Here is a 12,832-nt window from a genome sequence, read left to right on the forward strand (position 1 = left end):
GATGTCCGCTCTTGGCAAGAACCAGTCATCGATACGACAGCAGGTGACTAGGGTCGAGCACCGGCACGTACTAATGCCTCTTGGAGACGCCGAGAAACGTGCTCCGGTAGTGCGTCGAGTCGCGCGGCCACCTCAGTGAGGTACGCAAGGTCGAACCCTGCTATGCCGTCGGACAGGTAGATCAGCAGCTGTGCAGTAGCCTCCTGGAAACGAGTGACCAGATCACTGGCGCGTAACTCGAACAAGACGTGATTGTGTTCCCCGGGCAGCGCCGGCATGCGAGTCGCCAGCTGCACACCCGCCGGAAAGTGCACGCCCAAATGGGGAAGCCACTCGACCATTTCCCGGCACTCCCTCGGAGCAAGCGGCGCGAGCACGCCCTGGAGCCGTTCCTGCCAATAGCGAGAGAGCCAACCCTCCCAAACCTTGTCGACTCCCTGAGGATCCAGCTGCCGCAGCATGTATTCGATCTGCGATGCAAACGTAGTTCGATTTTCCTCCGTGCCGTGCTGGAATAAATTCGGGAGTAGTTGTTGCAGCGGGTTGTCGACGTGGAAGACACACAGGGCTGCATAGAACTCGATCAGTCGCGCGCGATGTTCCGGCAGATCCGCAGGAGCTCGCGCCACGGCCTCCAGGAAAGCGGGCAACAACGCATTAACTAACGGGGGATAAAGTCGCCCCCAAGATAGAAAGCCATGCCATGCTTGCGCGAAGATCCGCGAATCAGCGTCCTGGAACAGAGGTATCAAGTGCTCCCGTGCCCACGCCTCGTCGAGCCGAAATAGGAAGGCGGCTTGGCTCGCTAATATGGAACGTGCATGCGCTCCTTTCGACGTCGGATCGTGGATGGCTTCGGTAAATCGCTCGCGGTAATAAGGAGGCATCGCCCAATCCGTGCCCTCTTTGCCCTTCAGCGTGAGCGAGAGCGCGGCGAGCCAGTACTCGACCAGCACACCACCTGATCGGTTGATGGCCCGTGTCAGCCAGTCGTTGTCGAAGTCGGCATCGTCGTCGGATTCCAACGCGGCCCAGAGGTGCTCTGCGATCGGGTTCGCGATCTCCAGCAATTCTGACGCGAACGGCTTGCCGCCATCCTTGACCAGCCGCAGCAGGGCATCGGCGATGTCCCGGGTATGTTCGGTATGCAAATCATTGCGAGCGGCGGCTTCGAGCAGGCGACGCCATTGGGTACTGTCCAGTTCTGCGTCCTGGAATCCCTGCAACGTCGCTGACCACAAGTCGGATGACCATAGTGCCCGCTGCTCCAGCTCGGCGACCAGCCGAAAGCCCCAGTCGGGGGCCGACTTGGCAACATCCCGCACTGCCGACAGCAGTCCCTCGCGACTGGGACCATCGAAGTCGGTGCCTTTGAATTCCAAGAGAGCGTCGAGCTGCTCACTTGGTGGCTTCGCGACCAATTGTTCGGTTGACCAGGGGCTCTTTGACCCGACCCACCCTCCGCCCATCCAGTGCGTTAGGTCTGGATGCTCGGAGACGATCCACTGCGGAAAACGCGCACGAATGGGCGCCAGAACGGCCTCTGCGAGCGCACAGTCTGGCTTCGCTGCCAACAACCACGATAACCAGTCGAACTGGAAGCGCTGAGCGTGTATTTCGGCCGGCCAGTTGTCAGCATCCTCAAAGTTGGTGGTCACGATGGCATCAATCAATGCCTGCCGCGCGGCGTCCGTAGCGTCTGGATAGCTGAGTGCCGCCAAGCGATGAACTTCATGGTGCTCGGCGAGCGAATCAAGTTCAAAATGCGACCGAACCCACGCGAGCCGTTCGTCTGCCGACTTGCGGGGGTGCGACGTCACGACGTGCACCGCCAATCGCCGAAACAAGGGAACCTTTGAACTCGACAGATACTCGATCCGTGCATCGAATTGCGCGAGGTGATTTGCCCCGAGCCACTCCATGGCATCACGCGCGGCATCGATGAGCACGTCCGACGCCTCGGTGTAGCGATCCTGCTCATGAGGCTCGATCGCGGATCGTCGATAGCTCATCGAATCCCACTTGTCCCGCGCACCTGACCACGCAGTCAAATCCACGTGCATGCGCTCGAATCGATAGATCAGCCCAGACAGCAAAGGCTGAGCCAGCTCAGCAAGATGTGGTTGTATCTGATTTTTGTAGACCTCGTTCAATAACCAGTGTTCGGTTCGGAGCGCGCATTCTGCGGTTAACCGAGAACGCTCTTCGTCGTCATCGGTTTCCCGCCAATCGTAGCCGCGCTTGAGCTCAAACTTGTGGGTGCACATCTGCAAAAAGACTGACAGCGTATCGTCAATCAAGCCAAGCGCCTCACAACGTTCCGCAAGCCACATAAGCACGTGGCGATCTGCCCTTTCTGGCGTGCTCCCGAGCAGCAGCAGGATCCAGCGTCGTAGCATGGCGGGTTCGATCAGCTTATTCTTCTCTAGTCCAAGCTCTCGACCAATGGCACTCCAAAGTACGGGATTAAGCTGGAGGCCGTGTCCCGCGATGAGCTCGAAGCATTCGTCGAAGTAATCAATCGCATAGTGTTTGGCGAGCCAGAAGGCCAGCTGGACTTCGCGCTCGCTAAGCTCGCTTGGCCGGAACAACGCTTCCAAGTGCTTCCTGCCGTCCAGCCACTTAGGCCATGAGACATCGCGTGCCACGTCAGTGAACAAGCGGCATGTAGATACTTCTCTCAGCGCTTGCTCGATCTCACCGACCAACTCGGGGTCAACTGGTGGCGCTCGGCCAACCAGCTCCAACATCCGTGACTGCCATTCAAGCGTCCCACGCGCGCCCCGTTCGGCAAGCTTTGCCACGCCCTCGTAGAGCTCTCGAAATGCCTCGGCGCCTTCGCCCTTGACGAACCGAACGGGTTGGACTCCGAGAAGGTTCCACTTCCCATCAGTCTCCGTCAGTGCGTATCGCCCTGCTGAACCGTCAGCCGGCAGCGCCCTGGCCAGGTAGTTCATGACCATGTCGTCGTGGCTATAGCCGACGAACAGAACGGTATGGGTGCGAAAGACGTCCAGCAGAAAGCGGCGGGCCCATCCCTCAGTCAAGTAGGCGCGGCCAAAATCGGCATCGGTGAGTACGATGCTGGATGCGCGCGGCAGGGCGCCGTGTACATGCACGATGCCCTGGAAGTCGTAGCCCAAGGGCAGCGCGGGCGCTCGGTAAACTTCTGGCAAGTTGCCATAGACCTCTTGCGCCGCTGTCTCAAAGTGGAGGTCGAAGTTCGTGGTGACCAACTTGATGCGATCCGCTGCACCGAAGAGGCTAATGAGATCGCGATGCAGGTCATTGGGGGCACTGCCTTCCGGTGAGAGCAGTTCCATGGCGCGCTGGTGAACAGCGACTCCCTGGTGCTGTAGCACGCCAAGGAACCGGTCGAGAGGAAGATCTGGTGCCAGTCCAGTGTTGCGGGCGATCTTCTCGGCGAGCTTCCAGAAGCTATCTAGATTCGAAGGCGGCCCCATCGAGACGCCGGCGCCCGCAAACACGACGAGCTTGCCGTCCTTGATCGCATCAAGGATACGGTCGTCGAAGTCGAGGTTTCCTAGTCGCGGCATGCCTAACGGGCTCCTGGCAGAACCACGCTCAGATTATGTCAGGACACTACGCTGGTTCGAAGACCAGGCAAGCAGCCACGACCGGCCCAGCGCGTCTCAGGCTTAAGGTGGCGACGGTGCACGTTCAAGGCCCAGAGCCTTCGGATCATCCCGTCGTCTTGAACGTGACAGGGCGTCCACTTTGGAAGCGGACGTGGTGATTGGATACGCCCGTGGCGTCACCGCACGGCTACGTAGTTCGGGCTTTCGCCTTCCTAATCTGAAGAAGGTTGATGCGCTCTATCTACTCAACCAACGCCTCATCCTCATCATCCCGCGTAGTTCCCACCGGCTCCGCAGCCTTAACCTTGCCCGCGGGCTTCTTCGCCACCTTGTCCAGCTCGGCCTTCATCGCGGCGACGGAGGCGCGTTCGGCTTCCATGCAGCGGCCGCGCGCGTCGGGGCATAGGATCTGCATGTAATCGGCGTCGAAGTTGAGGCGTTCGACCAGGAAGTCGACGAACGCGCGCACCTTGGGCGAAGTGACCTGGCCGCGCGGGAACACCGCGTTCAATTCGTATTCCGGTCCGGTCCATCCGGCCAGCACGCGCTGCACGTAGCCTTGCTCGGCGTAGGCCTTGACCATGATGTCGCTGGCCAGCATCAGGCCTTCGCCGCACAGCAGCGCGCCGCGCACGCCGGCGGGGTCGTTGGCGACCATCACCGGATCGATGCGGTATTCGGACGTCTTCTCGCCGTCGTTCAACGGCCAGTAGTAGTGGCCGTTGCGGTGCATCTTCTGCATGCCGAGGGTGCGGTGGTGCTGCAGATCGTCGGGATGCAGCGGTTCGCCGTGCCGTTCGATGTACGCCGGGCTGGCGTAGATCTGGGTGCGGAACGTCGACAGCTTGCGCGCGACCAGATTGGAATCGGGCAGGCTGCCGACGCGCAGGGCGACGTCGATTTCCTTGTCGATCAAATCCAGCGGTTCGTTGCTGAGCAGCATCTCCACCCGCACTTCGGGATGGCGCGCGTGGAATTCGCCCAGCAGCGGCGCGATGCGTTCGATGCCCAGCGAATACGGCGCGGTGACGCGCAGCCAGCCGCGCGGCCCGCCTTGCAACTGGCCGACGGCGCTTTCGGCTTCGTCGAGTTCGCGCGCGATGCGCTGGCAATGTTCGTAGTAGATGTTGCCGGCTTCGGTGAGGCCGAGTTTGCGGGTGGTCCGGTGCAGCAGTTGCGCGCCCAAGCGCGTTTCCAGGTCCTGCACTTTGCGGCTGACCGTGGTCTTGGGCAGGCGCAGGGATTTGGCCGCGGCGATGAAGCTGCCGTGCTCGACCACTTTGACGAAGATCAGGGTGTCGTTCAGATCGCGGGCCATCGATGGCCTCCTGAGAGTGGGGGTGGGCCCATTGGCCCATCTCGGGGACAATTATTCCCCGATTCAGTGTCTAATCAAGTGGCCTCCACGCGACTACTGTGTATCGCAACCCGATACCCGGTGGCCGCCATGCTTACCCCCGCCCAAGCCCGCTTCATCTATCTGCCCGTTGCCCTGGCGGCGCAGGCCCTGTTCGTCGTCCTGATGGCAATCCTTATGCATCAATGGTTTGCCCTGGACGGCAAGGACTCCTGGCTGGTCGCCGGCGTGATCTCCGTGCCGTCCTCGATGCTGGTGCTGCCTGCTGTCGGCGCCCTGTTGGCCTGGCTCAGCCGGGACCACATCATCCCATTCACGGGAGAAAAAATCCCGGGAGCGGGACAATGAAATCCGCCCTGATTGTCCTAGGCGCCACGGGTATCGTCGGCTGCGGCGTCGTCCAGGCCGCGCTGGCCCATGGCTGGCCGGTGGTCGCGGTGGCCCGCGATACCGAGGCCTTGGACGCTTTGCGCGCCCGCCACGCCGGCGCGGACTTGGTGACGATCAGCGCACCGATCCTGGTCGAAGCCGACGCCGCGAAGTTGGCCGAACGCTTGCGCGCGCTGGGCCGCCCGTTCGGCGGCGTGGTCGCGACCATCTGCGGCGGCAGCAAGCGCGGCCGCCTGCTCGATCAGCCGGCCGACTTCTTGCGCCGCACGCTCGACGAAGACCTGCTGCCGCACCTGGCCGCAGCGCGGCATCTGCTGCCGCTGCTGGCCGCTTCCGATCGCGGCGGCGGCTACGTGCTGATCGGCGGTCCGGGCGGCGAACATCCGTGGGCCGGCTACGGCCACGATTCGATCGCCGCCGCCGCGTTGCGCATGCTCGCGCGCGTGCTGCACGACGAAGCGCGCGCCTACCCGGTGCGCGTGCAGCTGCTCGCCGTGGATTCGCCGCTGCGCACCGAAGCGAACAGCAAGCACGCCTGCTCGCAATGGCCGAACGCGTTGGCGGTCGGCCAGCGCGCGCTGGCCCTGCTCGAACGCTCCGCCGCCGCGCCCGCCCACGCCGTGGTGCGTTACGCGCCGCGGCCGATCGGACAGACGCTCTGGTCGGACGACATCGACCTGCCGGTCCTGACGCCCGACAACGAAACCGAAACCGCCGCCGCCGAAACGTGCGCGCAAACGCAAAACACGGATAGCGACGCCGGCCTGCTGCCATCACGCTGTCTGCAGGACGCGCGCACGCTGTTGCACCAGATCACCGCCAAGAAAACCAACCAGGAACCCTCCCCTCGATGAACGCTCCCCACAAGAACCAATCCCGTTCGGGTACGCGCTACACCCTCGCCTCGCTGGCGCTGAGTGCGCTGGTCGCGGCGGTCATCGCCGCCTGCAGCAGCCAAGCCGCGCCGGGCGAAGGCGCCGGCATGCCGCCGCCGCCGGAAGTCAGCGTCGCCACCGTGCTGTCCAAGCCGGTCAAGCAATGGGACGACTTCACCGGCCGCGTCAGCGCGATCGAAACCGTCGAATTGCGGCCGCGCGTCAGCGGCTACGTCGAACGCGTCGCCTATCAGGAAGGCCAGGAAGTGCATAAGGGCGATCTGCTGTTCGTGATCGACCAGCGCCGCTACCGCGCCGAACTCGCCCGCGCCCAGGCCGACCTGGAACGCGCGCGCAGCGAAGCGCGCCTGGCCCGCAGCCAGGACGTGCGCGCGCAAACCCTGCTGGAAGCCAAGGCGATCTCGCGCGAAGAGTTCGACACGCGCAAGGCCGCCACCGCGCAGGGCGACGCCGGCGTCCGCGCCGCCGAAGCCGCCGTCGCCAGCGCCCAGCTCGATCTGCAGTTCACCCAGGTGCGCTCGCCGATCAATGGCCGCGCCGGCCGCGCGATGGTCACCGAAGGCAATCTGGCCCAGGCCGATTCGACCCTGCTGACCACGCTGGTGTCGCAGGATCCGATGTACGTCTACTTCGAAAGCGACGAACAGAGCTTCTTGCGCTACCAGGAACTCGCTCGCAAGGGCGAGCGAGTGAACAACAAGAACCCGGTGCGCGTCGGTCTGGCCAGCGAGCAGGGCTATCCGCACGAGGGCGTGGTCGACTTCATCGACAACCAGGTCGATCCGGCCACCGGCACCATCCGCGCCCGCGCGGTGCTGCCCAACCCGGACCGCGTGTTCACCCCGGGCCTGTTCGCCCGCGTGCAGCTGGAAGGCAGCGCCGAGTTCAAGGCCATGCTGATCGACGACAAGGCCGTGCTCACCGACCAGGACCGCAAGTACGTGTACGTGCTCGGCCCGAAGAACACCGCGGTGCGCAAGGACATCGTGCTCGGCCGCATGATCGGCGGCCTGCGCGTGGTCGAGAAAGGCCTGGCGGCGAACGACAAGGTGATCGTGCACGGCGTGCAGAAAGTGTTCTTCCCCGGCATGCCGGTGGCGCCGAAGCAGATCGCGATGGGCGATCCGGCGCCGAATCCGCAGGTCGCGATGAAGTGACGTGAAAAGCCCTCTTCCGCGAAGCGGGAGAGGGCTGGGTGAGGGCGCGCCGAATATCCGATCGCGCCGAAACAACCAATAAGCCGGCTGCGCAAGAGCGCGGTCCGGCTACCCGATTGCCAAGGATTCCCCATGGACTTCTCCAAATTCTTCATCGACCGACCGATCTTCGCCGCGGTGCTGTCGATCGTGATCTTCGCCGCCGGCCTGATCTCGATCCCGCTGCTGCCGATCGGCGAATACCCGGAAGTGGTGCCGCCCTCGGTGGTGGTGCGCACGGTGTACCCGGGCGCCAATCCCAAGGTGATCGCCGAAACCGTCGCCACGCCGCTGGAGGAATCCATCCGCGGCGTCGAAGGCCTGATGTACATGAAGTCGGTCGCCAGTTCCGACGGCGTGCTGGCCACCACGGTCACCTTCCAGCCCGACGTCGACGCCGACGAAGCCACCGTGCGCGTGCAGAACCGGGTCAGCCAGGCGCTGGCGCGCCTGCCCGAAGACGTGCGCCGGCAAGGCGTGACCACGCAGAAGCAGTCGCCGGTGTTCCTGATGGTGGTGCACCTGGTGTCGCCGAACGGCAAGTACGACACGCTGTACCTGCGTAACTACATGCGCCTGCACATCAAGGACCGTCTGGCCAGCATTCCCGGCGTCGGCGACGCGCAGGCCTTCGGCGGCGGCGACTACGCGATGCGCTTGTGGCTGGATCCGGACAAGGTCGCCGCGCGCGGCATGACCGCCGGGGATGTGGTGCGCGCGGTGCGCGAGCAGAACATCCAAGTCTCGGCCGGCCAGCTCGGCGCCGAGCCGATGCCCAACGGCAGCCAGTTCCTGACCCCGATCAACGCCCAGGGCCGCCTGTCCACGCCGGAGGAATTCGGCAATATCGTGCTCAAGAGCGGCGAAGGCGGCGAAGTGGTGCGCCTGTCCGACGTGGCGCGCGTAGAGCTCGCCGCCGGCGACTACACCATGCGCGCGCGCCTGGACGGCGAGAACGCGGCCGCGATCGGCATCTTCCAAGCGCCGGGCGCGAACGCGCTGCAGATCCGCGACGAAGTGATCCGGCGCATGGACGAGGCCGCCAAGACCTTCCCTCCGGGCATCGAATACAAGTCGATCTACGACACCACGATCTTCGTCCGCGACTCGATCAAGTCGGTGATCACCACGCTGCTGGAAGCGACCCTGCTGGTGGTGCTGGTGGTGATCCTGTTCCTGCAGACTTGGCGCGCTTCGATCATCCCGCTGATCGCGGTGCCGGTGTCGGTGATCGGCACGTTCGCCGCGCTGTACCTGCTCGGATTCTCGATCAATACCCTGACCCTGTTCGGACTGGTGCTGGCGATCGGCATCGTGGTGGACGACGCGATCGTGGTGGTGGAGAACGTCGAGCGCCATATCGAACACGGGGCCACTCCCCTGGAAGCCGCGCATCTGGCGATGCGCGAAGTGTCCGGGCCGATCATCGCGATCGCCCTGGTGCTGTGCGCGGTGTTCGTGCCGATGGCCTTCCTGAGCGGCGTGACCGGCCAGTTCTACAAGCAGTTCGCGGTGACGATCGCCATTTCCACGGTGATCTCGGCGATCAACTCGCTGACCTTGTCGCCGGCCCTGGCCGCGCGACTGCTCAAGCCGCACGGCGCGCAGAAGGACGGACTCACCCGTTTGATCGACCGCGGCTTCGGCTGGCTGTTCCGTCCGTTCAACCGCTTCTTCGGCACCAACGCGCAGCGCTACGAGCGCGGCGTGTCCAAGGCGCTGGGCAAGCGCGGCGCGGTGTTTCTGGTCTACGCCGCGCTGCTGCTGGCGACCGGCCTGATGTTCCATCTGGTGCCGCGCGGCTTCATTCCGGTGCAGGACAAGTCCTACATCATCGCCGGCGTTAAGATGCCCGAGGGCGCTTCGATCGAACGCACCGACGCGGTCTTGAAGAAGATCGGCGCGATGGCGATGAGCATCGAAGGCACCCAGAACGACGTCGCCTTCCCCGGCTTCAACCCGCTGCAGTTCATCAACACCCCGAACTACGGCGTCACCTTCATCAACCTCAAGCCATTCGGCGAACGCAACCGCAGCGCGGGCGAGATCAACGCCGAGCTTAGCGCCAAGCTGGCCGGCATCCAGGAAGGCTTCGCGTTCTCGCTGTTGCCGCCGCCGATCCAAGGCCTGGGCAACGGTTCGGGCTATGCGGCCTTCGTCGAAGACCGCGGCAACTTGGGCTACGGCGCGCTGCAGAGCGCGGTGCAGGGCATGCAAGGCGCCGGCGCGCAAACGCCGGGACTGGGCTTCATCAATTCCAGCTATCAGGCGAACGTGCCGCAGCTGGACGCCGAAGTGGATCGGGTGAAGGCCAAGGCGCAAGGCGTGCCGTTGACGGAATTGTTCGACACGCTGCAGACCTATCTGGGTTCGGCCTACGTCAACGACTTCAACCTGTTCGGCCGCACTTGGCAGGTGATCGCGCAGGCCGACGGCCCGTATCGCGACAACGTCGAAGACATCGCCAACCTGCGCACCCGCAACCTCAACGGCGAAATGGTGCCGATCGGCAGCATGGTGAAGGTCACCCAGACCTACGGACCCGACCCGGTGATCCGCTACAACGGCTATCCGGCCGCGGACCTGCTCGGCGAAGCCGACCCGAACATGCTGTCGTCGGCGCAGGCGATGCAGAAGATCCAGGAACTGGCGGACAAGACGCTGCCCAACGGCATGGAAATCGAATGGACCGACCTGAGCTACCAGCAGGCGACCCAGGGCAAGGCGGCGCTGATCGTGTTCCCGCTCGCCGTGCTGCTGGCGTTCCTGGTGCTGGCCGCGCTGTACGAGAGCTGGACCTTGCCGCTGGCGGTGATCCTGATCGTGCCGATGTGCATGCTCGCGGCCTTGCTCGGCGTGTACTTGACCGGCGACAACAACGTGTTCGTGCAGGTCGGCCTGGTGGTGCTGATGGGCTTGGCGTGCAAGAACGCGATCCTGATCGTGGAATTCGCCCGCGAGCTGGAACTCCAGGGCAAGAGCATCGTCGAAGCCGCGCTTGAAGCCTGCCGCCTGCGTCTACGTCCGATCGTGATGACCTCGATCGCGTTCATCGCCGGCACCGTGCCGCTGGTGCTGTCGCACGGCGCCGGCGCCGAAGTCCGCCAGGCCACCGGCATCACCGTGTTCTCCGGCATGATCGGCGTGACCCTGTTCGGCTTGTTCCTGACGCCGGTGTTCTACGTCGCGCTGCGCAAGCTGGCCAACCGCAAGCTGGTCAGCCACGGCCCCGCCGTCGCGGAGAGCAGCCATGCCTAACGCAGGACCGCACCTGCCCACGCGCGACGAGATCCGTCGCGCGATGGGCGCCGGCGAAGACCGTCCGCGCAATGCGCCGAGCGCGAACGAGCATTTCGAAATCGTCGATGCGCTGTACCGCTTCGGCGCCGGCCAGGATCTGCGCGATCGCGGCTTGTTCGAATCGGCGTTCGCGGCCGACGCGATCCTGGATTTCACCGGTCCCGCGCGGCGCTTGGGCGTGGAGATCGCAGCGTTCGAAGGCCGCCAGGCCATCGCCGATGCGGTGTTCGCGTCGATCGCCGGGCTGGATACCACCCACACCGTCACCAATCCGCGCGTGACCTCCTACGACGGCGCGCGCGCCACGCTCTCCGCCCTGGTCGAAGCGCAGCACTTGCCGCGCAAGGACCACGCCCGCCATCTGCTGCTCAAGAACCTGTACACGGTGGTCCTGTCCAAGCACGGACCGCGTTGGGTGATCGAGCGGTTGCGGATCGACAACATTTGGTGGAACGGCGATCCCGCGGTGCTGTTCCCGACAGCCGCGCAAACCGCTCCCGAGGAGATTCCCCATGCATAAGCTGAAATTCCCCGCGCTGACGCTGCTCACGGTGGCCTTGGCCGCGTGCGCGGTCGGCCCCGATCACGTGCGTCCCAACATCGCCGTCCCCGCGCAATTCTCGCGCGCCGAAACGCCGGCCGACACGGCGCGCGATCCCGACATCGCCCTGCGCGAAGCCGACGCCGAGTTCTGGCGCGGCTTCGGCGATCCGCAGCTGACTGCGCTGGTGGAGGAATCGCTGGCCGCCAACCACGACCTGCGCATCGCGCTGGCCCGCTACGACAGCGCCAACGCGCTGCTGCGCGAAGCCAAGTTCGACCGCTTCCCCACCATCACCGCGAACGCCGAAGGCAGCGACGCGCGCAGCAGCGCCGACCAGGCGCCGGGCGTGCCCCGCGCCGACCGCGACGGCAAGAGCTACAGCGCCGGCATTTCCGCCGGTTGGGAGCTGGACCTGTTCGGCCGCGTGCGCCGCAACGTCGAAGCGCAGCGCGCCAACGCCGCGGCCGACGCGGCGGATCTGGAAGCGCTGCAGGTGGCCATCGTCGGCGAAGTCGCGCGCACCTACGTCGAGCTGCGCGGCCTGCAGGAGCGTTTGCGCGTCGCGCGCGACAACACCGAGAACCAGCGCGAAACGCTGCGCCTGGTCGAAGCGCGCTTGAACGCCGGCCGCGACACCGAATTCGATACCGCCCGCGCCCGCGCGCAATTGGAAACCACCTCGGCGCGGATTCCGTCGCTGGAAGCGCAAGTGGCGGTGGCCGAACATCGGCTCGCGGTGCTGAGCGGACAAACGCCGGATGCGCTGGTCGCGCAGCTGGATCCGCAGAAACCGCTGCCGGCCCTGCCCGCGCGGCTGGACGCCGGTACGCCGGGCGAACTGCTGCGCCGCCGCCCCGACATCGCCGCCGCCGAACATCGCCTGCACGCGGCTACCGCCAAAATCGGCGTGGCCACGGCGGACTTGTTTCCCCGGTTCACCTTGAGCGGATTGATCGGCAGCCAGGCGATCGACAGCAGCGCCTTGTTCGAACGCGACAGCGAAACGCGCTTGGTCGCGTTGGGCATCGACTGGTCGTTCCTGGACATAGGCCGGGTGAAGGCGCGCATCGCCGCCGCGGACGCGGACGCGTCCGGCGAACTGGCCCGCTACCAGCAAACCGTGCTGCTCGCGCTGGAAGATACCGAAAACGCGCTGGTGCGCTACGCCAAGGCGCGGGTCGAAGACCAGCATTTGGAGCGCGCCGCCACCGACAGCGCGCGCGCCGCGCAACTGGCGCGGGTGCGCTACGAAGCCGGCGCTTCGGGCTTGTTCGAAGTGCTGGACGCCGAACGCACGCAACTGCAGGCGCAGGAAGCCTTCGCCGACGGCCGCACCCGCAGCGTGACCAGCGCGGTGGCGCTGTACAAGGCGCTGGCGGGCGGTTGGCCGCAGCGCAGCCCGGCGCGCGAGGATGTCGCCGGTTTGCGCTGAATGCGGATCGCGACGGCGCAACGGCGGATGAATCGCCGTTGCGCCGGCCGCTGAACGCGCGAGTCTTCACTGCACGCCGACTGCCGCTGTTTTAGCGTCGCGCCCATGTTGGCGAAGC

The 12,832-nt window shown here is 65.1% G+C and carries 8 protein-coding genes; 6 read left to right on the forward strand and 2 right to left on the reverse strand.

From position 1 onward, the window contains the following. Nucleotides 1–47: 47 nt before the first annotated feature. Together FCE95_RS08575 and FCE95_RS08580 are read right to left on the reverse strand one after the other, a co-directional pair. Nucleotides 48–3,557, reverse strand: coding sequence for a DUF4020 domain-containing protein (locus FCE95_RS08575; protein WP_137266618.1), 3,510 nt, complete (start codon nucleotides 3,555–3,557; stop codon nucleotides 48–50). Nucleotides 3,558–3,840: 283 nt separating this feature from the next. Next, nucleotides 3,841–4,917, reverse strand: a complete 1,077-nt coding sequence (locus tag FCE95_RS08580) for a LysR family transcriptional regulator (RefSeq protein ID WP_137266619.1) — start codon at nucleotides 4,915–4,917, stop codon at nucleotides 3,841–3,843. Nucleotides 4,918–5,046: 129 nt separating this feature from the next. On the opposite strand from FCE95_RS08580, the gene FCE95_RS17085 reads away from it, so the two are divergent. The 6 genes from FCE95_RS17085 (at nucleotide 5,047) to FCE95_RS08605 (ending at nucleotide 12,714) form a co-directional block, all read left to right on the forward strand. Then, entirely contained in the window at nucleotides 5,047–5,304 is a 258-nt protein-coding gene (locus FCE95_RS17085) for a hypothetical protein (protein ID WP_189644693.1), read from the forward strand. Further along, entirely contained in the window at nucleotides 5,301–6,200 is a 900-nt protein-coding gene (locus FCE95_RS08585; RefSeq protein WP_189644694.1) for an SDR family oxidoreductase, read from the forward strand. Before FCE95_RS17085 ends, FCE95_RS08585 begins: the two co-directional genes overlap by 4 nt. Continuing rightward, a complete protein-coding gene (locus tag FCE95_RS08590) occupies nucleotides 6,197–7,399 on the forward strand; it encodes an efflux RND transporter periplasmic adaptor subunit (RefSeq protein WP_137266621.1) in 1,203 nt (400 codons plus the stop codon). Before FCE95_RS08585 ends, FCE95_RS08590 begins: the two co-directional genes overlap by 4 nt. 132 nt (nucleotides 7,400–7,531) lie before the next feature. Then, nucleotides 7,532–10,696 (forward strand): efflux RND transporter permease subunit, encoded by a 3,165-nt coding sequence (locus tag FCE95_RS08595; protein ID WP_137266622.1) that lies wholly within the window; start codon nucleotides 7,532–7,534, stop codon nucleotides 10,694–10,696. Beyond that, nucleotides 10,689–11,258 (forward strand): nuclear transport factor 2 family protein, encoded by a 570-nt coding sequence (locus FCE95_RS08600; protein WP_223266831.1) that lies wholly within the window; start codon nucleotides 10,689–10,691, stop codon nucleotides 11,256–11,258. The genes FCE95_RS08595 and FCE95_RS08600 overlap by 8 nt, the downstream gene beginning before the upstream one ends. Continuing rightward, the gene (locus tag FCE95_RS08605) at nucleotides 11,251–12,714 is read left to right on the forward strand and encodes an efflux transporter outer membrane subunit (RefSeq protein WP_137266623.1); all 1,464 of its coding nucleotides are present in this window, start codon (nucleotides 11,251–11,253) and stop codon (nucleotides 12,712–12,714) included. The genes FCE95_RS08600 and FCE95_RS08605 overlap by 8 nt, the downstream gene beginning before the upstream one ends. Nucleotides 12,715–12,832: the final 118 nt, after the last annotated feature.

Source organism: Luteimonas gilva (genome assembly GCF_005239095.1).
GTDB lineage: Bacteria > Pseudomonadota > Gammaproteobacteria > Xanthomonadales > Xanthomonadaceae > Luteimonas_C > Luteimonas_C gilva.

Bases quoted from the DNA above. Each gene is read 5' to 3' on its own strand.
- FCE95_RS08595 (WP_137266622.1), top strand. From the start codon at position 7,532: ATGGACTTCTCCAAATTCTTCATCGACCGACCGATCTTCGCCGCGGTG.
- FCE95_RS08605 (WP_137266623.1), top strand. From the start codon at position 11,251: ATGCATAAGCTGAAATTCCCCGCGCTGACGCTGCTCACGGTGGCCTTG.
- FCE95_RS08600 (WP_223266831.1), top strand. From the start codon at position 10,689: ATGCCTAACGCAGGACCGCACCTGCCCACGCGCGACGAGATCCGTCGC.
- FCE95_RS08580 (WP_137266619.1), bottom strand. From the start codon at position 4,917: ATGGCCCGCGATCTGAACGACACCCTGATCTTCGTCAAAGTGGTCGAG.
- FCE95_RS08590 (WP_137266621.1), top strand. From the start codon at position 6,197: ATGAACGCTCCCCACAAGAACCAATCCCGTTCGGGTACGCGCTACACC.
- FCE95_RS17085 (WP_189644693.1), top strand. From the start codon at position 5,047: ATGCTTACCCCCGCCCAAGCCCGCTTCATCTATCTGCCCGTTGCCCTG.
- FCE95_RS08585 (WP_189644694.1), top strand. From the start codon at position 5,301: ATGAAATCCGCCCTGATTGTCCTAGGCGCCACGGGTATCGTCGGCTGC.
- FCE95_RS08575 (WP_137266618.1), bottom strand. From the start codon at position 3,557: ATGCCGCGACTAGGAAACCTCGACTTCGACGACCGTATCCTTGATGCG.